This is a genomic window from Brevibacillus sp. RS1.1 (genome assembly GCF_013284365.1).
In the GTDB taxonomy this organism is placed as follows: domain Bacteria; phylum Bacillota; class Bacilli; order Brevibacillales; family Brevibacillaceae; genus Brevibacillus; species Brevibacillus brevis_D.
Map to the genome: position 1 here is coordinate 439,165 of NZ_JABSVA010000004.1, position 25,492 is coordinate 464,656.

Annotated in this window: 23 protein-coding genes; 10 read left to right on the plus strand and 13 right to left on the minus strand. The window is 48.7% G+C overall.

Translation table 11 applies throughout. The annotated features are described in order from the left end of the window. Window positions 1–15: 15 nt before the first annotated feature. Entirely contained in the window at window positions 16–966 is a 951-nt protein-coding gene (locus tag HP570_RS16305) for a lipase/acyltransferase domain-containing protein (protein WP_173626390.1), read from the minus strand. Between the two features lie 241 nt (window positions 967–1,207). Between HP570_RS16305 and HP570_RS16310 the strand changes: the two genes are divergently transcribed. After that, window positions 1,208–2,830 carry a family 10 glycosylhydrolase gene (locus HP570_RS16310; protein ID WP_173626391.1) on the plus strand — a complete coding sequence of 541 codons (1,623 nt, stop codon included), beginning with the start codon at window positions 1,208–1,210 and terminating at the stop codon, window positions 2,828–2,830. Window positions 2,831–3,300: 470 nt separating this feature from the next. On the opposite strand, the gene HP570_RS16315 is transcribed toward HP570_RS16310, so the two are convergent. From HP570_RS16315 to HP570_RS16365, 11 genes are all read right to left on the minus strand, one after another. Next, window positions 3,301–4,230: a hypothetical protein gene (locus HP570_RS16315; protein WP_254456987.1), complete on the minus strand. Its 930-nt coding sequence runs from the start codon at window positions 4,228–4,230 to the stop codon at window positions 3,301–3,303. Beyond that, window positions 4,199–4,786 (minus strand): RNA polymerase sigma factor, encoded by a 588-nt coding sequence (locus HP570_RS16320; RefSeq protein WP_015893889.1) that lies wholly within the window; start codon window positions 4,784–4,786, stop codon window positions 4,199–4,201. Before HP570_RS16320 ends, HP570_RS16315 begins: the two co-directional genes overlap by 32 nt. 100 nt (window positions 4,787–4,886) lie before the next feature. Continuing rightward, window positions 4,887–5,984, minus strand: a complete 1,098-nt coding sequence (locus HP570_RS16325) for a nitric oxide synthase oxygenase (protein WP_173626392.1) — start codon at window positions 5,982–5,984, stop codon at window positions 4,887–4,889. Between the two features lie 308 nt (window positions 5,985–6,292). Then, on the minus strand, window positions 6,293–6,859 hold the full coding sequence (locus HP570_RS16330; protein ID WP_173626393.1) for a glycerol-3-phosphate responsive antiterminator: 567 nt from the start codon (window positions 6,857–6,859) through the stop codon (window positions 6,293–6,295). 1 nt (window position 6,860) lies between these two features. Beyond that, the gene (locus HP570_RS16335) at window positions 6,861–7,682 is read right to left on the minus strand and encodes a sugar phosphate isomerase/epimerase family protein (RefSeq protein ID WP_064200155.1); all 822 of its coding nucleotides are present in this window, start codon (window positions 7,680–7,682) and stop codon (window positions 6,861–6,863) included. 18 nt (window positions 7,683–7,700) lie between these two features. Further along, window positions 7,701–8,504, minus strand: coding sequence for a carbohydrate ABC transporter permease (locus HP570_RS16340; protein WP_016739540.1), 804 nt, complete (start codon window positions 8,502–8,504; stop codon window positions 7,701–7,703). 12 nt (window positions 8,505–8,516) lie between these two features. Then, the gene (locus HP570_RS16345; RefSeq protein WP_015893894.1) at window positions 8,517–9,404 is read right to left on the minus strand and encodes a carbohydrate ABC transporter permease; all 888 of its coding nucleotides are present in this window, start codon (window positions 9,402–9,404) and stop codon (window positions 8,517–8,519) included. A 26-nt stretch (window positions 9,405–9,430) separates the two neighbouring features. Next, window positions 9,431–10,747 (minus strand): ABC transporter substrate-binding protein, encoded by a 1,317-nt coding sequence (locus tag HP570_RS16350; protein ID WP_173626394.1) that lies wholly within the window; start codon window positions 10,745–10,747, stop codon window positions 9,431–9,433. A gap of 25 nt (window positions 10,748–10,772) precedes the next feature. Further along, on the minus strand, window positions 10,773–11,873 hold the full coding sequence (locus tag HP570_RS16355) for an ABC transporter ATP-binding protein (RefSeq protein ID WP_173626395.1): 1,101 nt from the start codon (window positions 11,871–11,873) through the stop codon (window positions 10,773–10,775). A gap of 61 nt (window positions 11,874–11,934) precedes the next feature. Beyond that, the gene (locus HP570_RS16360) at window positions 11,935–14,016 is read right to left on the minus strand and encodes a glycerophosphodiester phosphodiesterase family protein (RefSeq protein WP_173626396.1); all 2,082 of its coding nucleotides are present in this window, start codon (window positions 14,014–14,016) and stop codon (window positions 11,935–11,937) included. A 21-nt stretch (window positions 14,017–14,037) separates the two neighbouring features. Further along, complete coding sequence (locus HP570_RS16365; RefSeq protein ID WP_173626397.1) at window positions 14,038–14,826, minus strand: HAD-IIA family hydrolase; 789 nt, start codon at window positions 14,824–14,826, stop codon at window positions 14,038–14,040. Window positions 14,827–15,196: 370 nt separating this feature from the next. Here HP570_RS16365 and efeO point away from each other — a divergent pair, with 370 nt between their 5' ends. The 9 genes from efeO to HP570_RS16410 all read left to right on the plus strand — a co-directional run bounded on the left by efeO (window position 15,197) and on the right by HP570_RS16410 (window position 24,368). Then, window positions 15,197–16,090, plus strand: coding sequence for an iron uptake system protein EfeO (efeO, locus tag HP570_RS16370; RefSeq protein WP_173626398.1), 894 nt, complete (start codon window positions 15,197–15,199; stop codon window positions 16,088–16,090). Window positions 16,091–16,094: 4 nt separating this feature from the next. Further along, window positions 16,095–17,372, plus strand: a complete 1,278-nt coding sequence (gene efeB / locus HP570_RS16375) for an iron uptake transporter deferrochelatase/peroxidase subunit (RefSeq protein ID WP_173626399.1) — start codon at window positions 16,095–16,097, stop codon at window positions 17,370–17,372. A 27-nt stretch (window positions 17,373–17,399) separates the two neighbouring features. Next, on the plus strand, window positions 17,400–19,184 hold the full coding sequence (locus HP570_RS16380) for an FTR1 family iron permease (RefSeq protein ID WP_173626400.1): 1,785 nt from the start codon (window positions 17,400–17,402) through the stop codon (window positions 19,182–19,184). A gap of 222 nt (window positions 19,185–19,406) precedes the next feature. After that, window positions 19,407–20,336, plus strand: coding sequence for a decaprenyl-phosphate phosphoribosyltransferase (locus HP570_RS16385; RefSeq protein WP_015893902.1), 930 nt, complete (start codon window positions 19,407–19,409; stop codon window positions 20,334–20,336). A 32-nt stretch (window positions 20,337–20,368) separates the two neighbouring features. Further along, window positions 20,369–20,725 (plus strand): SMR family transporter, encoded by a 357-nt coding sequence (locus HP570_RS16390; protein WP_026133926.1) that lies wholly within the window; start codon window positions 20,369–20,371, stop codon window positions 20,723–20,725. 23 nt (window positions 20,726–20,748) lie between these two features. Beyond that, window positions 20,749–21,189: a divergent PAP2 family protein gene (locus HP570_RS16395; protein WP_015893904.1), complete on the plus strand. Its 441-nt coding sequence runs from the start codon at window positions 20,749–20,751 to the stop codon at window positions 21,187–21,189. A gap of 27 nt (window positions 21,190–21,216) precedes the next feature. After that, complete coding sequence (locus HP570_RS16400; protein WP_173626401.1) at window positions 21,217–22,905, plus strand: spermidine synthase family protein; 1,689 nt, start codon at window positions 21,217–21,219, stop codon at window positions 22,903–22,905. Between the two features lie 178 nt (window positions 22,906–23,083). Then, the gene (locus HP570_RS16405; RefSeq protein WP_015893906.1) at window positions 23,084–23,551 is read left to right on the plus strand and encodes an OsmC family protein; all 468 of its coding nucleotides are present in this window, start codon (window positions 23,084–23,086) and stop codon (window positions 23,549–23,551) included. A 97-nt stretch (window positions 23,552–23,648) separates the two neighbouring features. Further along, on the plus strand, window positions 23,649–24,368 hold the full coding sequence (locus HP570_RS16410; RefSeq protein ID WP_254495308.1) for a hypothetical protein: 720 nt from the start codon (window positions 23,649–23,651) through the stop codon (window positions 24,366–24,368). A gap of 89 nt (window positions 24,369–24,457) precedes the next feature. Here the strand turns inward: HP570_RS16410 and HP570_RS16415 are convergent, their stop codons facing one another. Beyond that, the gene (locus tag HP570_RS16415) at window positions 24,458–25,291 is read right to left on the minus strand and encodes an undecaprenyl-diphosphate phosphatase (RefSeq protein WP_172139534.1); all 834 of its coding nucleotides are present in this window, start codon (window positions 25,289–25,291) and stop codon (window positions 24,458–24,460) included. Window positions 25,292–25,492: the final 201 nt, after the last annotated feature.

Sequence of the window (25,492 nt, forward strand, 5' to 3'; positions counted from 1 at the left end):
GTCCTCTTTTTTCCTCTACTCTAGCAATTGCCGGAGAAGCGGTTCACTTTTATACAAAATCTCCAAATGTGTAGCCTCTACGTAATAACGCTCCCCTTCTAGTGCAAATACACTGTTCGCCATGACACTCCCATCCCCAGCATCACTATTGATCGAGCCCACTACTCTTCCATCGACCCATTTATCGGGAGATAGCGAAGGGACTGTTCGCAGGTAATGAATCGTTTCATGTCCGATGCCAGCTACCAGCGTGACGCGAATATTGCGGGCTGTGATAATCCCCATCGTTGCGTTCAAATTGTCCATGTATTGATTTTTCACGACCATCTGTTCATAAGGCACAAAGGCTTCTACTCCCTGTTTTTTCTCCAACAAATAATCGCCATATGCTGCTGACGGAGTAAGGTCAAGGAGACTGGGAAAGTGTCTGTGAATAGCTTGTATGCGATGAAAAGGGATGCTTTGCTCCAAATAGGCCAGATATACACTCATGTATAGCTCCACGACATTTCTTTTGCCAGAAACGGAGCGCGGCAGCTTCCCTCCCGCCCAATAGCTGTAGGCAACAGGCGATCCTGCGTTAGGAGTCGCAAAAATGAGCAGCTGATCCACATCGTTTTGATAAAATTCACCCTGGACATAGGCTCTAGCAACAAGGCCCCCCATGCTATGGCAAATGAGATTGACACAAGGGGCACCAGTCGTTTGCTTCGCTCGCTCGATGACAGGCAGTAAAAAGCGCTCGGCTGAAATATCGATCTGCCTTCGCCAATCATAAAAAGCTACAAACAATTGTTCATTGAGGGGGTAACCCATTTTTCCAAGCAAACGGATAAATGGCTCGTAAGCCGTTCGAGCAAACCCGAAGCCCCAGTCACCAGTACCCGGAATAATTTGATCACTCATCGACCCAAACAGCCCCGGAACAAAAACAATCGGTGCCTTTGGCGCAAGAAAAGAACTCATGCTTGCACTCCTTTCCCTCTCTTTTGTCCCATGACCAGAAGGAAAACAACATATGCTTTTGCCTATGCCAGTGAAGCTTGGGAGGTTCCCTTGCTTCGATGAGTCTCATCATTTTTCACCGAAATGGAGCGAATCGTTACAATAATCTTCCCACTTGAGCGTAACAAAGCGATATAATAAAGCGTCTAACGAATTGGCTAATGTAGTAAGCAAATCTATACTTGTCGGAGGATTGGCAAAAATGAAGGTACGCAAGTGGTTTATGCTTTTGCTAATGTTCGTACTATGTATTCCAACGATGGGGATATCCGTGCAGGCTGCGCAGACATCCTCTGGCATCAGCATCTATTTGGACGGGCAACAAATCAAAAGTGACGTCGCTCCGTACATTGTTCCAAAAGCAGATGTAACGATGGTTCCAATGCGGGTGATCGGTGAAAATCTGGGAGCCGAAGTAAATTGGGAGCCAAAGTCTCAAACCGCAACGATCAGTAAGCAAGATACCTTGTTGTCGCTGACGGTTAATCAAAAGAACGCTCGCGTGAACAACAACAGCATCCCACTCGATGCTTCCGTTCAGAACAAACAAGGGAGAATTATGGTTCCGCTGCGTTTTGTCTCTGAGCAGTTGGGCCTTGCGGTAAACTGGGAAGACAAAACAAGAACCATTCGCCTGCAAAGCGGCAACGTCGCTACCATGACTCCGCCACCACAGGATATATTGAGTGAAAACGGCGCGATGGAACCAGGCATACCTGTCGTAACAAATGGAAATTTGCGCGGGGTATGGATATCTACAGTCTACAACTTGGACTGGCCTTCTTCCGGTTCATACGGAAATCCAGCAAAGCAGCAACAAGAATACATACAGCTGCTCGATGAGCTGCAAGCCATGGGAATGAACGCTGCTTTCGTGCAAGTTCGCCCATCTGGAGATGCACTGTATCCTTCTACACTCACTCCATGGTCGAGATTTTTGACGGGAACTCCAGGGAAAGATCCTGGCTACGACCCGCTTGCCTTTATGGTACAAGAAACGCATAGACGCGGGATGCAATTCCATGCTTGGTTCAACCCGTTCCGTGCCACTACAGATGCAAAAACAGACCAATTGCCAGCGAATCACGTGATCAAGCAGCATCCTGACTGGATTGTGAATGCCAACAAAAAGCTGTACATCAATCCGGGTGTTCCGGCGGCACGTCAGCAAATTATTAATGAAGTAATGGAAGTCGTACAACGCTATGACATCGATGGTGTCCATTTGGATGATTATTTCTATCCTTCCAATGTCGCCTTTGCAGACGATGCAGCATTCAAGGCTTACAACAGCAAAAAAATCGTGTCCAAAGCAGACTGGCGCCGCGATAATATCAATCAGTTTGTTCAACAAATGAATCAGTCTATCAAGAGCGTCAAGCCTCACGTTCAGTTCGGGATCAGTCCATTCGGTGTATGGCGCAACAGCAACGTCGATCCGACCGGCTCCGATACAAAAGCTGGCGTTACTGCTTATGACCACATGTTTGCCGATGTGCGCACGTGGATTCAACAAGGCTGGATTGATTATGTGACTCCGCAAATTTATTGGAGCTTTTCCTTCGCCCCTGCCCAATACGACAAGCTCGTTACTTGGTGGGCAAACGAAGTACAAGGCACGAACGTCAAGCTCTACATCGGTCATTCGCCATACAAGCTGGGAACGGCCGAAGCTGGCTGGCAGAGTGCCCAGGAGATTATCAACCAGTTGAATTTCAACGCGATGGTTCCTCAGGTTCAAGGCAGCATTTTCTTTAGTGCCAAGGACTTGCGGAAAAATCCATTGGGTCTGCTCCCGGCTCTTAGCAGCTATTACAACCGCTAAATAAATTACCCCCGAATACTTGTAGCAGAGCATACTTGCTACATGTGTTTCGGGGGTTTTTCTTCTACGTTGTTATTTTTTACTGTCGACAAGCCTTTCCAAACGTTTGTACTGTATACACCCTCCGGATGTAAAGGATGTCTCCACCCCTTCCGAAGTTGTGCCCAAACGCATAGATCCCCTTAGCGTATGGCTGCAGAATCGAAACGGTTTTATCTCCTACCGCTGCTTGTACCTTAGGTTTTGCCTCAGCTATTTTCTTGTCCCATTCGGCAATCCGCTCATCCGCCTTGTCTTCTCATAAATCAGGGCTCATCGCCAGTACTTTTTCTAGCGATGTTCCGTCGCCCACGCTTTCGATACCATCCAGCTTCCCTTTAACATACGGGTTTCCCATAGCATGGTCCGTGATACCCTTTACAATCCGGCATAAAAAAATGCCGCGAAGCATGTTCGCGACATTGGTAGCTTTATTTTTTCGGCATCATGGCATTTACAAACTCGCTGATGTTTCCTTTGGTCAATACATCCCCAGTCGCGACTACTTCGTACTGCATCTTCTTGCCAGCGTACTCCATCACCCACATGATGCTCTTGTCAGTCCGGTCTTTTTTGGCTTCCTCTGAATAGAGCACCTCGATTTGTCCTACTTTGACTACCTCTTTTTTCTGTTGATCCAGATTGGCTACATAGGTTGTACTTCCTTCTACTCCCTCATAATTTGTGATGTTCAAATTAATATAGCTTTCTCCAGATTGATATGTCGTATACAGATACTCCAATTCATTTGTCCACGCCAACGGCTGCATGACGTATTCTTTGTTCTCTTTTTCCGCCTGTTGATACAAAGTAGTTTTGTCATATTCGTTCTTGATGCCAAACTCGAGTCGGGCATCCAAAAAAGCATGGCGTCCTGGTAAAGTTTCTGGCAAGAATATCTGATCTCCCACTTTCTGTTTAACATCAGCCAAAGTCTTATAATCAAATGGAGCCGTCATCGTCACGATTTGTTTTTGAGGATTGTGAGGAACGATGTAGACAGCTGCGGCAGTTCCTGGCTCCATATTATCCTCGATTTCCCAACGTTTATTTAAGAAGGCATCCATTTCTTGATCTGGCTCTTTTACTGTTTTGGCGCCTGATTCTTTTACATCTTTCTCTTGATACAGCACCTCACCTTGCGGGCTCTTCAACTGATAGAATTGAACAGCAGCATACCCCGACGAAATACTTGCGATTAATCCGATTGCAACCAAAATGCTCACCTTATACTTCACAAAAAATCTCTCCTTCTCTCGTTTGATTTTTGTCATTACTTGATGGCTAATATCAATCTCCTGCGGGATGCGCGGGTCGTTAAACAGGTCCTTAATACTCTCGTGCGATTTGTTTCGACTCATCGTGAGCTGACCCTCCCTTCCCTAAAGGAGAATAAGCGGATCGGAACTTCGATGCAGTACGCTCGAATTTTTTGCGCAGACTCGCAGCGTTTTTGTTCATGATCAAGGAAATTTCCTCGTACGTCTTTTCTTCCACGCCTCGCAGCAAGAGAAGCGTTCTTTCCTCTACCGAGAGTGTCTGCATGGCAAGAAATACATCCTCACTGAAATAAACATTTTCAATATGCCGCTCGATGTCTGATTGAGACTCTTTGTCCTGCATCAAAAATGGCAACAATTTTGTCCATTTCCTTTTTCTGATGAGATCGATGCAGTGGTGATAGGCTATTTTATAAAGCCAAGCTGCGAACGGCATAATTGGACTGTATTTTTTCAAGTTGCGATAAGCCTTGAAGAAGACCTCCTGTGTGGCATCTTCCGCTTCGCATCGATTCCCCAAGATGTGATAGCAGTAGTGAAATATCGGCGTTTGGTAGCTTTTCATAATGATAGCGTAGCGGTCATCCGCTCCCTGAATGATCTCATCCACGAGTTCTTCTATCTGTTTCGTGTCCACTCTCTCCCTCCTTCCAACTGGTATAACGCACCATAACACCCTGTATGTGACATCGCACGCAAAAAAATGCCGCGAAGCATGTTCGCGACATTTGAAGACCTTATTTTTTGCCGAGCTCCGGCTTGTCCTGGTAAAAGAAATTCGGCGTATGGATTGTGTTGTCGTACAGACTATGGAAAATGTGTGAAGCTGTACCCGAGATCGGTGGAACCAGCCATGTCCAGTCACCCGTAACGGGTCGACCACATTTCTCTTCTCTTTCCTCAAATCGTTTGAATTGCTGGCTTGCCGTATGGTGATCGACAATCGATACTCCTTTTTCCTTGAAGGAATGCAGGACGGCTACGTTCAGCTCGATAAGTGCTTTATCTCTCCAAAGTGTCACTTCCCTGCTCGTATCGAGCCCTATGACCTCTGCGACCTTTGGCAGCATGTTATATCGCTCTTGGTCGGCGAAATTGCGCGCACCGATCTCCGTTCCCATGTACCAGCCGTTAAATGGCGCAGCCAAATAGTCGATACCGCCAATCTCCATGCGCATATTCGAAACAATAGGAACCCCGTACCATTGCAATTCCATATCAGCAAAGCCCGGCAAATCGGGATGTACGATCGGCACCTCCAAGACCAGCTCCTGAGGAATCTCAAAAAACTGGGGAGTCCGATCTCCAATTTGCACGACAAGCGGCAAAACGTCGTAGTTTGTGCCTTTCCCTTGCCATCCCAGGCTCTCACATAGCTTCGTCAACGAAAGCGAAATCGGGTCACCCAGTATGCCGTACTCTGTCTCGTATCCCGCGTAGCGAATCAGTTGGTCATTCCAGATACGCATGGGAGCTCTGCCTACTACAGCAGGTGCAAAAACGGTGATGGTCGGGCGTATTTTCCCGCCATTGGTGGCAAAGTCGATGTGCCGGAGCATGGCCTGCGCCATCTCCTCTTCTGTTTCGACATGCCGCTCATCTATCACCACTAACGATTCCCAAAAGAATCGCCCAATACATCGATTGCTGTTGCGCCAGGCCATTTTCGCTCCGTGACGAAGCTCCTCGGCCGTATGCTCATAGTATCCCTGCTGGTGAATCAGCTGTCGTACTTCTTGCAGCCGTTGCTCGGTTTCGTCCGTCGTCTTGTCCAGTTCACGATAGCATGTCCGGATAAATTGCTCTGCCGCTTCCATCAGTTGAATTGGTTCCATATTACCCTCTTTTCACGCTGAAGGGTGTCACTTCGCTGCTATTTTCTTCATCGTAGAATTTTGTTACCTACATTATAAAATTACTCGGGCTTGATTACCAATCATGTAGGCATATGGACACATATCTGTAAGAAACATGGATGGATGGCAAACCAGATAAAATGGTAGGCGGAAGGGCGTAAGATTTATTACATACAAAACGGTCATGACCGTTTTGTTGACCGCAAGCGGTCGCATCCACCTTTATGAAAAACACCGAGACGTTTTTCACAGAAAAAAGACAGGTGCATTCACACCTGCCAATTCCCCTAAACAGTCATATGGTTCCACATCTCCGACTTACTCAACGAAACAGCATCTGCGCCACCCTTCAACGCTTCGTTGACCTGTTCCATATTCCAAATCAACCCGCCCAATATAATCGGCTGCGACAAATGCTCCTTGATATACGAAATAATAGACGGCGCTATCCCCGGCATGATTTCAATCGCATCCGGCTGGTTTTCCAAGACGTTTTTGATAGTCGTCGTGAGAGAGGTCGAATCGATCAAAAAGACTCGCTGGATCGTCAGCATCCCTTCCTTTTTGGCCGCGCGAATCATTGGACCTTTGGTAGTGACAATGCCTGTTGGTTGGATATAGGTGGACAAAAAACGAAAAGCCTCCTTGTCATTGGACAAGCCATTCATGAGGTCTGTGTGCAAAAAAATCGGCTTGCTCGACTGACGGATGGTTTCGGCTTCCTCCATCAGCTTGGTCAGCTTTCCGTACATCAAAAGGATCGCGCAAGCTCTAGACGCCATCGCCTCTCCCAAGCGATCCTGTTCGGTTGCTGCAATAACCGGATTCGTTTTCAAAATCGTTTGCATGTCCATGTTATTTGCCTCCTGCCCTCAGTAGCCGTTCTACACTTACCTCTGCGCAGCCAAGCTGCTTTGTCTCTACAACCCAATGACCCGCAAAGCCATTGTCTTTTAAAAGAGACAGGATAGGCTCGAACGGGATCGTTCCTTCCCCTACTGCCAAATGATCGTCGAGCTTGCCAAAGTTATCACTCAGGTGCAGAGCGGACAAATAAGGAAGCACCTTCTGCAAGGCATCGATCGCATACCCCGGACGAATCAAATGGGCATGGCCCACGTCGTACACGATCCCCACGCGAGAGGAGTTTACATGACGGCATATACGCACGAGATCCTCGACGTTCCACCCTAGCACTTTTGGATAAGGGGGTACATTCTCGACCGTCAGTATGGTTCTACTCTCTGCGGACAGCTCGGAGGTCAACACGTGGAGTGCCTGACTCACATTTTCCACACCTCTGGCACGCTCTGTTTCCGCGAGTCGATCTTCTACCTCCCCTGCATGCATCACGACGTGCGTGCAGTCGAGAAAGCTGGCAATCTCTAGGCAGCGCTTCATCGTGTCCAACGTTTGATCCCGGGTTGGTCCTGCATCCGCCGCCAGATTGCAGCCACTAATCGGCGCATGAATCGACCAGGCAATCCCTCTCTCGTTTCCCTGTTGCTTCAACTCTTTCAGCTGCTCCCAGGACCAGTCCAAGAGGTCGACATGATTCTCTTCACACATAATCTCGATGCCCTTCCAGTCTTTTTGCAAAAGCTGAACAATCGCATCACGCAAGGACAGATCAAATAACGCATAGGTGGATACGGCAAACGAGCCTTTGTCTCTCATGATTCATGACCCTCCCTCTTATTTCACGCCGGAGTGGATGAAGCTGTTGATAAACTGCCGCTGGAACAACAAAAATGCCAGCAACAACGGAAAAATCACCATGACCGTTGCTGCACTTACCTCGGCCCACTGCGCCCCCGTCTCAAACGATTGGGCAAAAATCGCCAGACCGACCGTCAATGGACGATTTTCCACGGAATTCGTAATAATCAGCGGCCACATGAAGTTGTTCCAATGGTAGCTCACCGAGACCAAACCAAAAGCAATGTAGGTCGGCTTCGCTAGTGGAACGTACACCCGCCACAAAATCTGGAACCAGGAGCAGCCTTCCATCCGTGCCGCCTCCTCCAGCTCGTTCGGGATTGTCTTGAAGGTTTGTCGCAACAGAAAGACCCCGAAGGCCGAAGCGAAGTACGGCAGCATTATGCCGATTTTGGTATCCAGCAAAGACAAGTCACGCAGGACGTTATAGTTGGGGAAAATCAAAATATCCGCCGGGACCATGAGCTGGACCAGGAACAGGACAAACAACACATCCTTTCCCCAAAATTGCAGCTTCGCAAAGGCATAGGCTGCCAGTGTAGCCGTAATCATTTGCGCCACCAAAATACCGGTCACGATCAAAAAGGTATTGATGTAGTACTGATCAAAGGGTGCTGCGTCCCACACCTTCGCAAAGTTATCGAGTGTAAAATCTGTACTGAACGACCACGAAGTCGCCAGCTCCCTCGGGCGAAAGGAAGTCCAGACCGCCCAGAGCAAAGGAAACAACCAGAGAACGGCCAAGCCGTACATTCCAACCGTTGTGATTTTGCGAAGCATCTGCCATCCCCCCTAGTTGTAATGAATCTTTTTATCCATACCAAAAAACTGAAAAGCAGCGACTAGCAGCAACAGCACGACCATGACAATCGTCAATGCCGAAGCCATTCCTTGATCCCAGAAGGAAAACGCCGTCTCGTATATGTAGTACAGCAAGAGATTGCTGGCATTATCCGGCCCACCTTTGGTCATGATCACCAAATGGTCTACCAACTTGAAAGAGTTGGTGAAGGCGATAATACTGACAAACATCGTCGTTGGCATAAGCAGTGGAAAGGTAATGCGGCGAAAAACCGTCCACGACGATGCCCCTTCCATGGAGGCGGATTCGTATAGCTCCTGTGAAATGTTTTGCAGCCCAGCCAAATAGAAGATCATGAAATAGCCCGCTTCCTTCCAAATGACCATGAAGATCATCGCCCACATCACATTTTTCTGATCGCCGAGCCAGTTCATGTCGCCTTTTCCGAACCACTCCATCACATGACTAAGCGCTCCGTACTCCGGTGTGTAAATAAACAGCCAGATGTTCGCCACGGCAATCATCGGAACAACTGTCGGGTAAAAATAAGCCGTGCGGATAAAGCTCTTCCCTCGTAATGCCTTGTTGGCGAACAAAGCCATAGCCAGCGCGAGAGCCACACTCGTCGGCACTGTTCCGATGGCAAACCAGATATTATTGGTCAACACCTTCCAAAACACTTCATCTTCCAGCATTTGTTTATAATTATCTATCCCGTTAAAAAACGGCTCTGGAGAACCCAGATCCGCTTGATGAAAACTGAGTATGAACGTTTGTATAACCGGATAGAAGGTAAACAGCAGCAGGAAGATGAGGGAGGGAAGGAGCAAGAGCCAGGCGTACATGTTCACTTTCCATTTTGCGCGTAGTTCCCCCATTGTCGCTCCCCCATTGCCTTGCTTGATTATTTGTTGAACGGCGCCAGCATCTTGTCCGCTTCTTCCTGCGCTTTTTTCAATGCTTCGGCAGGTTCAGATTGACCAGTGATCACGGATTGCAGTGTGTCGTTCAAGAGCTTTGTCACTTTGCCGTTATTGTGCGTAGACAGCTCAGCATGTCCGTATTCCAGCTGGTCACGCGCTACTGCTGCTGCCGGGAAGTCCTTAACGTATTGCTTCATCGTCTCTTCTTCGTATGCAGATTTGCGTGTAGCAACATAGCCAGTATCGACACTCCACTGAGCAGCGCGCTTAGATTCGGTCATGAAGCGAATAAACTTCCATGCCGCTGCCTGTTTCTTTTCATCCGTTCCTTTGAACATGTAGAAGTTGCCGCCACCTGTCGGGCTGCCGTAGTTCTTTTTCGCTGGCAAAAACGCTACGCCAAAATCAAACTTCGCGCTTTTCTTCACGTTCGTCAGATTCCCTGTCGTATGGAACATCATCGCCGTTTTGCCTTCCAAGAAATCAGAAGGCACAGTCGCCCACTCGTTGACGCCTTCAGGCATGACTTGATGTTTTTTGGACAAATCTACCCAAAATTGCAGAGCTTCTACATTTTCTGGCGTATCCAAGAACACTTTTTTCCCATCTTCGGACATCAAGTTCTTGCCGTTTTGCAGAGCCAGCGCTTGGAACATCCAATACGTAAAGCTCGAGGAAGGAATCTCGACGCCGTAGCGCCCGTCCTTTTTCAATTTGGCCGCGTACGAAACCAGCTCGTCCCATGATGTCGGTGGTTTTTCCGGATCAAGACCGACTTCCTTGAACGCGTCTTTGTTGTAATAGAGCACGATGGTGCTGCGCTGGAACGGTATGCTGTATGTCTTGCCATCTACTTGAGAGTTCGCCAGGAAGCCTGGGAAGAAATCATTTACGTATTCGCTGCCGCCATCCTTGGCAATGAGGTCGTCCAACGGAAGGATTGCATCCATATCCATCATCGTATGCAGCTCAGTAGAGAGCATCACTGCTACGTCGGGAGGAGTCTTGCCCTGTACAGCCGCCTGCACTTTTGTCGTTGTATCCTGATAACTGCCCGTATAGACTGGCTTGACTTTGATATCTGGATTTTCTTTGTTAAATTCTTCTGCCATTCCGTCCACGATCTTGGTCAAAGGACCGCCAACCGCAACTGGATAATAGAAGGACAGCTCTGTTTTGCCAGACGAATTGGCTCCTTGCGCCGCGTTGTTCGTAGACGAAGAATTGCCACTGGAGCAACCCGTGATCAGACTCATACTCATGACGACCGCAAATAAGCTTTTGACAACTTTACGCATCGCAGTAGCTCTCCCTTTTCTTTTCTCAATTGGTCGTAACCGCTAGATTTTTTCCGGTTTCTCTATCAAACACGTTCACCTGAGCTGGATCAAAACGAACATGCATGGTTTCGCCTCTTTTGCAGTGCCATTGCCCGTTCCATTTGGCCTTCCACAGCTTGTCTCCCACGGTGAATTCCACAATGGTCTCAGAACCGAGAATCTCTACTCCTTGTACGGTGACAGGGAACTGGAAGGAAGCATCGACAGATTGCCCTTCAAGGGCGGGTTGAAGTGACTCTGGACGCAAACCGAGAACGACCGGGGTCTGGTCCTTGATACTGTGAAACATAGGAAGCGGCAAAAACTGCTGACCTGCCAGCTCAATCCCTGCCTGATCGCCTGCCCGCCAAATGGCAGGAACCGTATTCATCGGGGGTGCCCCCGTAAACTCCGCCACGAACAAATTGGCTGGATGATTGTAGACATCGAGCGGTTTTCCGACTTGCTGAACCTCGCCGTCACGCAGGACCATCATGCGGTCTGCCATTGTCATCGCTTCCACCTGATCATGCGTAACGTAAATCATCGTGATGCCCAGCTCTTGCTGCAAGCGACGAATTTCCGTGCGCATGTGCCCGCGCAGCTTGGCATCCAGATTGGACAAAGGCTCGTCCATGAGGCAGATAGGGTGCTGACTGACGATGGCCCGTCCGAGTGCAACACGCTGTCGTTGTCCCCCGGATAATTCCTTCGGCTTGCGTTGCAACAGATGCGCGATGCCCAGCATCTCTGCTACACGCTCCAACCGCTTGCCCTGCTCTGCTTTGTCTACCTTTCGCACCTGCAAACCAAATAAAATATTATCTTTTACCGTCAAATGCGGATAAAGTGCGTAATTTTGAAAGACCATGGAGATGTTTCGCCCACTCGGAGGGACTTGATTCATCGGCTTGCCGCCAATCAACAGCTCTCCCGTGCTGATCTCCTCCAGCCCGGCAATCATGCGCAGTGTGGTTGATTTCCCACAACCAGAAGGCCCTACCAGCACGAAAAACTCTCCTGGCAGAATACGAGCACTCACTTCATTGACTACCTTCTGGCCCCCAAACATCTTGGAAATGCGCCGCAATTCCACTTCAGCCACGACTTTCCCCCCTGAATCTCTCGCTGTTTTTTACGTATCCCTCGACTCTACCAATTGCTTACTAAGGTAATATTTGGGTATTGTAAAGTTTTTGTGCATAGTCGGTAATAATTCCCCCGACTCCCGCCTCGGTTGCCCGCTTCATATCTGCTTCCTCGTTGACTGTATACACGGTCAAAATGATTCCCCGATGCTTGGCGAAGCGGATTAGCTCTGGCGTGACAATCTGATGGTTGATATAGTATTGGGCATTCAGTTGAACCGCGTCTGTTATCTGCTTTTCGGCGTACTGTTCCAGCTGTTCCTTCGGCTTGGTCCCGCTCAAGGTAAAACCGAGTCCCAGTTCCGGATTGAGCTTGGCGAAACGCTCCAATACTTCAGAGCTGAAGCTGCTGACAATCACATCTTCAACCATGTCGTGCTCCTTGATGACCTTCGCCATTTCCTTTTCGTACCCAATCCCCTTTGCTTCCAGAATGACCACCGCTTTGCCCTTGGCCGCTTCCAGCAATTCATCCATGGTAGGAATGACAGCATCGGTAATTTCAGGCTGGTACCAGGAAGGATTTGCTGGATCGAGCTTGTTCGCATTCAATTCGCGCAGTTCCTTCAGCGTGAAATCCTTTACCTTCCCGGTCCCGTTAGTGGTACGCTCCAGATCAAAATCGTGGATCAGGACAAGGTGGCCATCCTTTGTTTTGTGGACGTCTGTCTCGATGATTTCCACACCCAGCTTCATTGCTTCTTCAAAGGCGTACATCGTGTTTTCCGGTTTTAAGGAAGGGATACCTCGATGCGCCATGACCATCGGAGGTTGCGTGATGCTTTTCTCTGGGTAAGCAGCAAGCAGCTCATGCACCTCTTTTGGATCGTGTGAGACAACCCCCGCCACTCCCATCTCGATCATTTCACTCGCTTGGCTCTTGTTCGCCCGATCAATTGCCCACACGGACAACCCGCGATTGCGGAAGTAACGAATGACATCCTCCGTCATGGCAGTTTGCGAGAGAACGATCACATTGGAACGACTGCTCCTGGCTGAGCGCACGAGCTCCTTTTGCTTCTTTTCGTTCAGCTTGCCGTCGATATACACGAGGGCACCACGGTATTCATTGTTTTTCTCCCGCATCTCTTGGACAATTTCCGGTCGGGAAGACACAATGTGCACATCAGTGAGATTCTCTTTCTGGAGCAGGCGATCGACCTCGGCTACCAATTTCTTGTCCTCGATATGAATCACCGGGATCGCTTTGCCCTTGATCTGCTCCAGTACCTCGTCCAGCGATGTGCCGTCCTGAGTGACGACTCCGTTCTTCCCGGATTTTTTCACCGGAATAAAAATGGAAGACGCTTCTGCATCCAGAATCGTATCGAGCTCGGACTTCTTGTCGTACATGGCAATCACCGTCGGCGGAAGGACAATTCCCGTCTTAGGTTCAGGTACAATCAGCACGTCGTCTTTTAGATCAGAGACCGGAATCTTGTCTTTTTGGGCATTCGGTCCAAATAACAGCTCACCAGGGGTTGGCTTGGGCTGATCAACAAAATCTTTGGAAGCATCATTCGTATCCTTTTCTGTCAGGCGTTCCATCGAGTGTCCGCCAGCGACTCCCGGATGAGAGATGACTCCCGGAACCTTCGCATCCATATAAGCCATCGAATCCACCACATTGTACGCAGGGTCCATCAAAATGACGTGGTCGCCGCCATTGGCTAAATAAATGCTGCCTGTCGCCCAATCCGTCGGCAATAGCTCAGGGACGTCCTCCATGGAATCGAACAATTCAAAATCTGGCGTGACGCCATGGCGTTCCACGATTCCGTCTGCATAGCGGGAAATGACAATCGTCTGGTAAGGCTCAATCATGGTGCCTTCCGGAAACGCATGCATTCCTTCATTTCCGCCACGCTTTTCCTCGTCACCGATCATGTATCCACTCAAATCAATCGAATCGTTTGAGATATTGGTGATTTCGATAAACTCGCCTGTGCTTTCATCAAAAAGAGGATCATTGACAACTTCTGTGATGAGCAGGGTTTTGCTCACCGCGCTTTGCGCCATTACGGACGGCATACTGCCTGTCACCAGACTTGCTGCCATTAGTGACCACAACCACTTTTTGCTGCTTCTTCCCAACTCCATCTCCCTTGCCTCCTCGTTTTCCTACTCGACTTGCACCATGGCTTCCATCGTCGGAAGGATGTAATCTGGCTGAATCTCTGTGGCTTCCAGTTCGCGGCTGGTCGTCACACCCGTCATGACCAGCGCCGTTTTCATGCCGCTGTTTTTCCCAAGTAAAATATCTGTCTCCAAACGATCGCCTACCATGACGCATCTTTCCGGCTGTACTTGAAGCTGTTGAAAAACCTGCTCGGCGTAGTACCGAGACGGCTTGCCAGTCATCGCCCAGACAGAGGCTCCACCAGCCGTTTCAATCGCTCTCGCCAACGCCCATGTATCAGGAATGGCCCCCCCTGGCACCGGACATACCGGATCGGGGTTCGCTACGATCAGGTGGGCTCCCTTTCGTACAGCGTCAGCAGCCTGTTGCAGCTTTTCATACGTAAATCCACGGTCCATTCCAACCAATACATGCGTAGCCTCCTCCGCATCTTGCACCTGCTTTATATGAAAGCTCGCAATCTCTTCCTCCAATGCAGGCTCTCCAACGATCAGGACACGCGCTTGCTCCGCATTTTCTTGAAGATACAATCCCGCTGCGTAGGCAGCCGTCATGATTTCTTCCCGCCCGGCAGTTAATCCGAGCTTCTGGAGGCGAGTTTGACAAGCTGTTCTTGTCTGTACCGTCGTATTGGTCAAAAACATGATTTTCTTTTGCTTCTCCCGCAGCGTGGCAAGTGTCTTTTCCACCCCAGGAAGCAGTTCATTCCCGAGGAAAATCGTTCCATCCAAATCAAAAAAATACGCTTCGTACCTATCTGTATCTAGCAAATCCCCTGCTCGCTCCTTTCATTCGAAAACACAAAAAGCCCTCATACACGGCAATAGCACAAAGAAACAAACCGATCGAACGGTCTTTTTCAAATCTATTGCTGTACGAGGGCTTTCTCCACGTCTCGACCCACTTACAGACGTTATTCATTTGGTTGATAGCTCGATCATAACAGGTCATTGTTAAGGGATTGTTGAGCTATTTTTGGGTTTATGTGAACAACACCAAAACTAACCATTGGTAGTTAGCCAAAAAAAGATTGCAAACTGTCTAAGAAAGAGTAAAATTCTTTGTGGATGATAATGATATTCATTATCGGAATATAATCTTATAATTATACACTTATATCATATGAAGGGATGTCTTTTCATGATACAAAAATGGAGTTATCCACTCGCGGCAGTTGTTCTCGGCTCTTCCTTGCTCGCTGCTTGCGGAAACGCACAAACACAAACCGAAGAGAAAAAACCAGAAGCCACGCAGCCTGACAAGCCTGCCGCTGCTGATCAGTCCGCGACAGCGAGCACTACTCCTTCTCCTGAGCTGCAAGCCTCTATTGATCAATACCGAAAATGGGTCGTTGACCAAACCGACCAATTCGTAAAAGCAACAGAGAGCTTTACCAACGCCGTCAAAGCAGGCGATATGGAGAAAGCGAAAAAGGAGTATGCTCCAGCCCGTGCTTACTTTGAGAAAATCGAGCCTATCGCTGAATCTCTCGGCGATTTTGACCCTTGGATCGATGCCCGCGAAGGCGATGTGCCTGATAACGAATGGCGCGGCTATCACAAATTGGAAAAAGCTCTCTGGGAAACCAAATCGGTTGCTGACCAAGGTAAAGTGGCGGATCAACTGCTGCAAGATGTGAAGCAGCTCCGCGTGAAGGTAGAGAGCGTCGAAATCGATGTGCCTATGCTGGTAACGGGTTCGGTAGAGCTCTTGAATGAGGTATCGTCGAGCAAGGTCACTGGTGAGGAAGAACGCTATTCCCACACAGATTTGTACGATTTCGCTGCGAACGTGGAAGGCGCTCACGAAATTTACAAAGTATTGAAGCCTGCTGTTACGGAAAAAGACGCTGCTCTTGCAACTGAAATTGAAGCTCGCTTTGCTGATTTGGACAAAGCCCTCGCACCATACCGCAAAGGCGACGGCTATGTGCTATACACGGAATTGAAGCAAGACCAAGTGAAAAAGCTGAGTCAGTCCCTCGATGCATTGGCTGAGCCTTTATCCAAAATGGGTAAGATCGTAGGAGGCTAACAAGATGAATGACAAGCATCTCGAAAACACCACAGCGAACAAATTCACACGTCGAGAAGCTCTGAAGTTGGCTGGTGTCGGGGGGATCGGACTGCTGTTAGGAGCGACTGGGGTTAATACCCTTATGCCCTCCTCTCCTAAAAATGAGCAGACGAGTGCCACTCCGACCGGTGCAGATGAGGTCATTCCCTTTTATGGCAAGCATCAGTCCGGGATCATTACACCTATGCAGGATTTTATCTGCATGGGTGCTTTTGATTTGACTACGACCTCGCTAGGGGATGTCCGCAGCTTGTTTCAAAGCTGGACGCAGGCAGCAGCACGCATGACTGCCGGCAAAAACGTCGATGAGGAGAGCGATCACGCCCTTCTTCCTCCTGTCGACACGGGAGAAGCCATGGGCCTTCGCCCAATGAAATTGACGATCACATTTGGGCTTGGCGCTTCTTTCTTTGACGAGCGCTTTGGTCTGGCATCCAAACGCCCAGCTCCTTTGGTTGATTTACCTCGCTTCAACAGCGATGAAATGCGAAAAGAATGGTCTGGTGGCGATATTGTCGTGCAGGTCTGTGCCAACGATCCACAGGTCGCCTTCCATGCCCTGCGGAATTTGGCCCGGATCGCTCGAGGCAAAGCTGTCCTCCACTGGCTCCAGGAAGGCTTCCAGCGTACCAGTGCATCTGACCCGACTGGCTCCACACCACGAAATCTGCTGGGCTTCAAGGATGGCACGAACAATCCGCCGGTGAACGATCCTGCTACCGCAAATGAAGTCGTCTGGGCTAACACGGCTGAAAGTCCCGCGTGGATGGCAGGCGGCAGCTACATGGTCATGCGTCGAATCCGCATGAGGATCGAAGTCTGGGATCGCTCCACCCTCACCGATCAGGAGAATACATTTGGTCGTCACCGTTTAACCGGTGCTCCTCTTGGCAAAGCAAATGAGTTCGACGAGCTAGAGCTGGATCGAAAGGATGCCAAGGGTAAACCCGTTATTCCTGTGAATTCCCATACCGCCCTGGCCCATATGGAGGGCAAAGTGAAAATTTTGCGGCGCGGATACTCTTATTCAAGTGGAATGGACCTTAAGACTGGTCAGCTCGATGCTGGGCTGTTGTTCATTTGCTTCAATCGTGATCCACGCAAGCAATTCATTCCGATGCAACAAAAGCTCGCATCTGTCGACCGACTCAATGAATATATCACCCATGTCGGCAGTGGTTTGTACGCCTGTCTACCTGGTGCAAGTGAGGGCGGATACATCGGGGACAAGCTATTTTAACCAACTACCTGGGATGGAGTGAACACCTTGAAACGCTACCTGTTTATCCTTTGTACATGCATGCTGCTATGGACATCTGCTCTGTCTGCCGCTTTAGCCGCGCCGCTGGTGCCAGAGCAGCTCAAGCAAATGATCGCCCTCTCTAGCGATGCCTTGATTAGCAGTGGGGATAACAACTGGGAAGAAGCAGCTAAAGCGATCAGCGGTATGAAGAGCGTCTGGGAGGGCAATTCGGAAGAAACCTCGGCAGATGCACAAGCTTTGACGCAAGCAATCGCGGAAGCAGAAAAAGCCCTTGCTCAAGCAAAGGCGAATCCCGACACTGCAAAAGCAGCCATCTCCACTTTGGCAAAAGCAACAGATCGTTACGTTTCGTCCAAAGAAGAAGGCGGTCAGCCAAAAGAACGCGCACACAAGCAAATTGCGGCATTGCTACCGCTCTTGCAAAACAGCATGACAGCCATCACGGAAGGCGATCTGACAAAAGCCAAGCAATCATACAACAGCTTCGTCGCCGGCTGGTACAAGGCAGAGGGTCTTGTTCGAACGGAAGATGCCGCCGTCTACGGGGATATGGAAATCAAAATCAGCGGTGCGCGCATTGCCCTGAACACAGAACCACCCGATCCTAAAAAGAGCGCAGAGAAAGTACAGGCACTCATTACTACCGTGGACAATTATTTGTCAGGAAAGGCAGTCAAACAGGACGCTGCGAGTCCTTCTTCCGAGCAGCCCACCATCTCGTCTCTACTGGCACTCCTTGCATCGGTAGAAACCGATATCGCCAATCACGACGCAAACGCTGCTTCGGACAAAATGGAGACCTTTATCACCTCTTGGCCCTCTGTAGAAGGCGTAGTCATGACCAAATCGCCTGCTACCTACAGCAGTATCGAAGCCAAGATGGTCGCCGTCCCGACACTCATCCTGTCAAATCCCCCGCAATGGGAAAAGGCGTCCGCTAATCTTGCGGAAATGAAGACAGAGCTTGCGCCATTTGCGACAGCGTCCTCATACACCGCGTGGGATGCGGGACTCATCTTGTTCCGCGAAGGACTCGAGGCTATCTTGATCATCGTCTCTCTCCTTACTGTCCTGAACAAGTCAGGCAATGCCGACAAGCGCAAATGGATCTGGTCTGGGTCAATTGCCGGGATCGTAGTTTCCGCTATTCTTGCCGTCATCCTCAGTGTCGTCTTCTCCAACCTGTCCACAGGCAACTCGCGAGAAACGATTGAGGGAGTAACCGGACTGGTTGCCGTCTTCTTTATGGTGACGATCGGTGCCTGGTTGCATAAGAAGTCCAATTTGCAGGCATGGAATCAATTTGTCGAGAAATCTATCGGCTCCTCTTTAGCAACAGGAGCTCTGTGGTCACTCTCATTTACCGCGTTTCTCGCTGTCGCCCGCGAAGGGGCAGAAACGATTATCTTTTATATGGGAATGGCCGCTACAATCTCCATGACAGACCTAATGATCGGCATTTTGAGTGCGCTTGTCGTCTTGGCCGTGATTGGCTTTGTCATCATCAAGCTCAGTGCACGCATTCCGGTGCGTCCGTTCTTTTTTGTTGCCAGCCTATTGCTCTACTACATGGCATTTAAATTCGTCGGCGTCAGCATCCACGCTTTGCAGGTGACGGGAAGCTTATCTGCACACAGCAGCGATTACTTGTTGTACGCACCGACTCTCGGCATTTACGCGAGCTGGGAAACGACGATCCCGCAATTGATCGTACTCGTGATCGTTCTTTTCAATTTGTTCCTGTATTCTCGAAAAAAAGCCGCCACTCCTATTCCACGAGTGAATTAAAAAGAGAAAACCTGAAAAACGCAGCTCCATCACGAGGGCTGCGTTTTCTTATAAACCCCGCTATTATTTTTGACAATCATTCTTTCTCGCAAGTTCACATTTTTTCTGGTATCCTTAAATTTTTATGGAGGAAGTTATGTTACCATATTACAGGTGTAACCTTCTTTTTACATTTTCCGTCATTAGAAGGTACAAGATTCGATATTAGGATAGGGGTTAGATATGGGGGCAACATCAAATTCTGTTAAAGTTGACGTCAAAACAACGCCACGCGTTCGACAAAATATGGTCTACCTATTAGTGAAGCAGCTTCGTCCACATCAATGGACGAAAAACTTGCTTGTCTTTGCTGCCTTGCTATTTTCCTTGCACAAAGTAAGTCCGGATGTCATTGGAAAATCAGTGCTGGCCTTCCTGCTGTTTTGTTTTGTATCCGGCTGTGTGTATATCCTCAATGATTTTGTCGATATCAAAAATGACCGAAATCACCCGGAAAAACAGTTCCGGCCCATGGCTTCTGGTGCATTGCCGCCAGCCCTCGCATTAGCATTCGGTGTGTTTTTGTTATTAGGATCCCTGTTTAGTGCTTATTACTTTGACCGATTATTCGCGCTCGTACTGCTGGTTTACTTTGTGCTCAACGTCGCTTATTCGCTGAAGCTGAAGCATGTGGTCATTCTGGACGTCATGATTATCTCTGCCGGTTTTGTTTTGCGTGCCATCGGTGGAAGTCTGATGATCCAAACACCGTTCACGCCGTGGTTTCTGCTCTGCACGATGCTGCTCGCGCTGTTTTTGGCCATCAGCAAACGTCGCCACGAGTTGATCTTGTTGCAGCAAGATAAAGGAACGCATCGCAAAGTGCTCGACAGTTATTCGTCCGAGTTGTTGAATCAGTTGAATACGATTGTGACGACCATGACAATCATCAGCTATTCCTTGTTCACTTTTACATCGGGACGCACGATTCACTTGATGTGGACCATTCCGCTCGTGATCTTTGGTATTTTCCGTTACCTGTATTTGATCACCGTTGCAGGCCAGGGCGGCAGTCCGGAAAAAGTTTTGTTGCAGGACAAGCCGATTCTCATTACGGTATTCCTGTATGTCGTCATGGTGGCCGGGATTATTTACGTATTTGAATTGAAATAAGTTACTTGCACAGATAGGTTGTGGATCAGACTATGCCATCAATTGTTCTCATCATCATTTCTGTGATCCTCAGTGCGTGTGGACAAGTCGCGATGAAGATGGGCGCATCCTCGCTCACCAGCAACAATGACATGCTGCTACTGAAGTTCCTGCACTATTTCACGAACCTGCCGATTATGGTGGGACTTGCGCTTTACGGACTTTCTGCGTTTATCTGGATTGCTGCGCTCGAAAAGGTGCAGCTCTCCTATGCTTATCCCATGGCAGCACTCGGATACGTGTTGGTAGCTGCGCTGTCCTTCTTGATCTTCAACGAACCGTTGTCCCTTACACGTATTGCCGGTCTGGCGATTATCGTCGTAGGCGTCGTCGTCATTTCTCAATCGTAATCATCACGTAGAGGAGTTTTCTCATGTTATATGCGCTAGCGCCGTTTATCGGCTGGCTCGTGTCCGGAATAACCAAATTTTTGATTAATTACCTCCGTTTTGGGTCCCGGGCCAAAGAAATGGTCGGGAACGGCGGATTTCCCAGCACGCACACAACTGTCATGGTCACGACTGTGTTTTTGATTGGTTTGCAGGAGGGCTTTACTCATCCTGCATTCGGGCTGGGTGTGGCTGTGACATTTATTGTGATCATCGATGCGACTGGCTTGCGCAGAGCGGTAGGAAAACATGCAGAGGCACTTAACAAGCTCGCAAAGGAACATCCGGACGTGTTTCCCACCAAGCCTTTGCGTGAAAGCATGGGACATACCAGATGGGAAATTGCCGGGGGTCTGGTGCTCGGGGTGCTGCTTGCGACCGTATTGCATCTGCTGGCAGCGAACCTCCCTAACCTCATTGGCTAGTAGATTCGTAGACAGGAGATTATGTTCATGAATAACCGTACAGCTACGTACTCGTTCCTGCTCGGGACGGCTTTGCTATTGTTTATGGCTACGATTGTGCTTAGCACATCGGTTTTATTTTTGTTCGGCGTATCCGTGACGGCCGCCAGCTTTTGGATTGGCCTCTTTGCGGCTTTGGCTGCGATGGGCGCGATGGTGTCGGTCTTCGTAAGTTCACGTCGTCGGGCCTGGTTTTTCTCCGTGTTGGCTGGACTGGCGATTGTTTCAGGCATCAGCTACTTCATCAGCGCCAATACGTTTGATCTCTCTTTTGACGGACAAACATATCATCAAGAAGCAATCGTGAAGCTAACCAACGGCTGGAATCCGGTTCATGACCAGCCCATCCTCAAGCCTCCTGGTTCAAAAGAAGTGGATGAGATGGATAATAAAGAGGTTCTCTCGGCCTTTCACCTGTGGATCAATCATTACGCCAAAGGTCCATGGATGCTCGATGCGGTCATGTATAAACTTACTGGTCAGATTGAGGTTAGCAAAATATTCAACCTGTTGTTAATTGCATCGTCCTTTTTCCTGACACTCGCTGCCATCCGAACTGCTTTCCCTGAGAGAAAAGGGGCGGCAATTGCCTTCGCGCTTCTCGCAGCGTTCAATCCCACCGTGATTACGCAATCGACTTCCTTCTATATTGACGGACAGCTTGGTTCACTCGTGCTGATCCTCTGTGCTCTCGGGTATCTGCTGTATAAGCGCTACCATGCCTGGACGCTACTGGCACTATGCGCAGCGCTCATGCTGCTGGCTCAGATCAAATTCACGGCATTGGGGTATGCCGGATTGCTCGGCTTGGCTATTCTCGTGCTCTTCTTTTTCTATGATCGCCGTCAGCACATCAAAAGCATGCTCGTATGGCTTTCGATTAGTCTGGTTATCACCGTAGGGGTTGTCGGGTTCAATCCGTATGTCACCAACACGCTAACGAAGGGACATCCGTTTTATCCGTTGGCGGGCAAAGGTGCCGTTGATATCATGACCTCGAACAGCCCGCATGGCTTCAAAGACAATTCCCGCATAGAAAATCTGGCTATCTCCTTATTTTCCAAATCGGAGAATATTGCAACACCCCATAGCCCTACATGGAAGGTGCCATTTACGGTCACATGGAAAGAGCTCGCCGTGTTCTACTCTCCTGACGTGCGTGTAGCTGGCTTCGGGCCGCTTTTCGGAGGAGCTATGATTGTCACATTGCTGCTTCTCGTCGCGTTGCTTTTGGGGACTCATCGAAAAAAAGCGGCTCCTTTCTTGTGGATCAGTCTGGCGCTCTTCGTAACCGTGCTGATTAATCCGGAAAGCTGGTGGGCGCGCTATGTTCCACAGCTTTGGTTGATTCCACTCTTGATTGCGCTGGCAGTCTTGGATGTTCAGAAGGGCTTTTTCCGCAATGCGGGCAAGGTTCTGGTCGTCATTTTACTCGCCAATATGGTGATGGTAAATGCTTCTCATATCATTGGGCAGTCTGGCGCCAATACATTAGTGAAAAAGCAGCTTGAAGAGATCAAAGCAAGCAACAAAACGCTGGTCGTAGACTTCCACCATTTCAATGCAGTGAAAGTACGTCTGCAAGAAGCGGGCATTCCTTTCGTCGAGCAAAAGCTGGATAAAGGTGAAGATGTCAAAGGCTTTATGACTACGCGTGCGGTTTATCTTTTGAAATAAAAGATAGAAGGGGCGTCTCTCAGTCGGGAAATCGACTTTTGAGACAGCCCCTTTTTCTTATTAGCAGTATGTAGTGGACGATACACCTGTTTGCATAAATGTAAGAATTTTCATAATAACAATTGGAAAACTGTGGTAGAGTTTACTTGTGTTGATTATCCAGAAGGGAGTGTGCATCATGCCTGTTGAAACATTCAAAGCAACTGCACATCTACAGAAGGGAATGGTTGTGAAGGCCAGTTCCAGAAATTTCGAGATAACCATCGATGAACCGAAAAGCTTGGGAGGTACGGATACCGGCATGAACCCGGTTGAACTGGTACTCTCCGCATTAGGCGCCTGCCAATCTATCGTTGCCAGAGTATATGCCAGGAAGTTTAACGTTCAACTCGACGATTTTTGGGTGGAAGTCGAAGGCGATCTCGATACGGATGGCTTCATGAACAAGTCTGATGTCCGACGTGGGTATTCTGAAATCCGATACACCTTTCATATCAAAACTGATGCTCCTAGAGAGCAAGTCGAGTCTTTTGTGGAATTTTTAGAACAGACATGCCCGGTTGGAGATACGATTGCGAATCCTGTCACTCTTAAATTAAACGGTATTGTTATTGAAAAACCGAGCGAGATAAAGGCGAATGATTAAATAAGCTTATGATCAATTAAATCAGTCTCAGGTTGGTTATTTTCGTTTTTTGGCTTTAGTAAAATAGGGGGGAAGAGAGAAGAGATGAAGGAGTGACATGATGCCTTTACTCCCCCCTAAAACTTTAACTAATTTCCCGATCGGAGCTATAAAAAATCCCGCAATAGTCAAACAGATAGACGCAACTGGACTCGAGGAGCTATACATCGACGTGAATGTCCTCGGAAACCTGATCATTTGTTTTGACGCAAAATCCGATGCTACAGTGGTTTCGGCAGGTGAAGAGCACCTTCTTCCTGCGCGTATCGAACGGGTTGATCGTACTCTTGTTATTGAAGGTCGTAATATCGGGACATACTTTCGCCATAGACAGAAGCAAAAAATCCTTTCAGAGGTTCATGTTCCCATACAAACAAAGGTCAGTGCCTCATTTACCGGGGGCGTTATGATTTTAAATGGTGGAGAAGGGGATGTAGCGATACAAGGTCAATTCGGAGAAGTTGCCGGAATCACACACTCCAAAAACATTAACATTCAAATGCGTGGCGGTGACGTCTCCCTCAATGAGTTATCAGGAAATGCTTCGATTCACCTTTCTATTGGGAGTGCAACTTTGGGTTGGACAGAACTACGAGGAACTGAGCAAATCAATATCCAATGCGGATTTGGTGGGGTTGATTTACTGTTCCCTCCTCACATTACCCCTGTTGCAGAATCTGGCGGACCCTTCAAAGGGAAGAAAATTACTACTCTTCCGGGTACAATTATCCATGCAAGGGTTGGTTTCGGTGGATTAGATCTTTTAAATTGGGCTTAGAAGAATCGGATAATAACCTCCCATTCACTTCAAAAAAGCCGGTTAACGCTTAAAGCGTAACCAGCTTTTTTACCCTACTTTTATGGATCTTACATAAACACAAAGTAAATAACTGCTGCCAGCACCAGACGGTAAATCGCAAAAGGTGTCAGCTTGATGCGATTAATCAGCTTCAAGAAGAATCGGATCGACAGGAGCGCAAACACAAACGCGCTAATAAAACCGATGACGAAAAACGGAATGCTGTCCATTGTAATCGCATCCCAACGCTTCAACAGCGACAAAAAGCTCGCGCCCGCCATGATCGGCACCGCCATAATAAACGTGAAGTCTGCTGCCGCCCGATGGCTCATGCCCAACAGTACGCCCCCCGAGATCGTGGAACCCGAACGGGAAAAGCCAGGCCACAGCGAGAAGCATTGAATAAGTCCGACTAGAAATGCTTGCTTGTACGTAATCTGATCAACCGACTCGATCTTGGGACGTCTTGGTCGGAACCAATCCGCAGCAAGCATGAGCAGAGCTCCCAGAACGAGTCCGATTACCACGGTCTTCGTCGAGAACAAATACTCATCGATGTAGTCGTCAAACAGAACGCCGAGAATCCCCGCAGGAATCAAACCGACAATGACCGTAACCAAATTCAGTCGAGGTCCTGCCTGAACCTCACGCTTACCCGCCAGTCTGTTGAGGCCGAGCAAGCTCATGAACCGATCCCACATCAAAACCACGACAGCCAAAATCGAGCCGAGCTGAATGACAATTTTGAAGGTGTTGGCCACTTCAGGTGAGAACAAATCTTTCGTATGGAACAAAAAGTCATCCACGATGATCATGTGACCCGTAGAGGAAACAGGGGCAAACTCAGTCAAACCTTCTACTAGCCCCAGCACAATCGCAACAAAAGCTTCCCAGAGACCCAAAAATTCCACGCTCCTATGAATGATGTCCAAAATCAATAGGCAGCAGCCACCCTGTAAAAGAGCAGACTACCGCTTCTAGCATTATAACGTTCATCTCCGGTACAAAGTTACATCCTGATCGAAAAACATTCTAGTAAATTCCGGATAGATTGTCCCCACAGTGATAGCCATCTTGCTTTTCGTATTTCATTTTATCTTTCC

Coding starts and splice junctions, on each gene's coding strand:
- HP570_RS16305 (WP_173626390.1), bottom strand. CDS start 966: ATGAGTTCTTTTCTTGCGCCAAAGGCACCGATTGTTTTTGTTCCGGGG.
- HP570_RS16310 (WP_173626391.1), top strand. CDS start 1,208: ATGAAGGTACGCAAGTGGTTTATGCTTTTGCTAATGTTCGTACTATGT.
- HP570_RS16315 (WP_254456987.1), bottom strand. CDS start 4,230: ATGAGTCGAAACAAATCGCACGAGAGTATTAAGGACCTGTTTAACGAC.
- HP570_RS16325 (WP_173626392.1), bottom strand. CDS start 5,984: ATGGAACCAATTCAACTGATGGAAGCGGCAGAGCAATTTATCCGGACA.
- HP570_RS16330 (WP_173626393.1), bottom strand. CDS start 6,859: ATGGACATGCAAACGATTTTGAAAACGAATCCGGTTATTGCAGCAACC.
- HP570_RS16335 (WP_064200155.1), bottom strand. CDS start 7,682: ATGAGAGACAAAGGCTCGTTTGCCGTATCCACCTATGCGTTATTTGAT.
- HP570_RS16340 (WP_016739540.1), bottom strand. CDS start 8,504: ATGCTTCGCAAAATCACAACGGTTGGAATGTACGGCTTGGCCGTTCTC.
- HP570_RS16345 (WP_015893894.1), bottom strand. CDS start 9,404: ATGGGGGAACTACGCGCAAAATGGAAAGTGAACATGTACGCCTGGCTC.
- HP570_RS16350 (WP_173626394.1), bottom strand. CDS start 10,747: ATGCGTAAAGTTGTCAAAAGCTTATTTGCGGTCGTCATGAGTATGAGT.
- HP570_RS16360 (WP_173626396.1), bottom strand. CDS start 14,016: ATGGAGTTGGGAAGAAGCAGCAAAAAGTGGTTGTGGTCACTAATGGCA.
- efeO (WP_173626398.1), top strand. CDS start 15,197: ATGATACAAAAATGGAGTTATCCACTCGCGGCAGTTGTTCTCGGCTCT.
- efeB (WP_173626399.1), top strand. CDS start 16,095: ATGAATGACAAGCATCTCGAAAACACCACAGCGAACAAATTCACACGT.
- HP570_RS16385 (WP_015893902.1), top strand. CDS start 19,407: ATGGGGGCAACATCAAATTCTGTTAAAGTTGACGTCAAAACAACGCCA.
- HP570_RS16390 (WP_026133926.1), top strand. CDS start 20,369: ATGCCATCAATTGTTCTCATCATCATTTCTGTGATCCTCAGTGCGTGT.
- HP570_RS16395 (WP_015893904.1), top strand. CDS start 20,749: ATGTTATATGCGCTAGCGCCGTTTATCGGCTGGCTCGTGTCCGGAATA.
- HP570_RS16400 (WP_173626401.1), top strand. CDS start 21,217: ATGAATAACCGTACAGCTACGTACTCGTTCCTGCTCGGGACGGCTTTG.
- HP570_RS16405 (WP_015893906.1), top strand. CDS start 23,084: ATGCCTGTTGAAACATTCAAAGCAACTGCACATCTACAGAAGGGAATG.
- HP570_RS16410 (WP_254495308.1), top strand. CDS start 23,649: ATGATGCCTTTACTCCCCCCTAAAACTTTAACTAATTTCCCGATCGGA.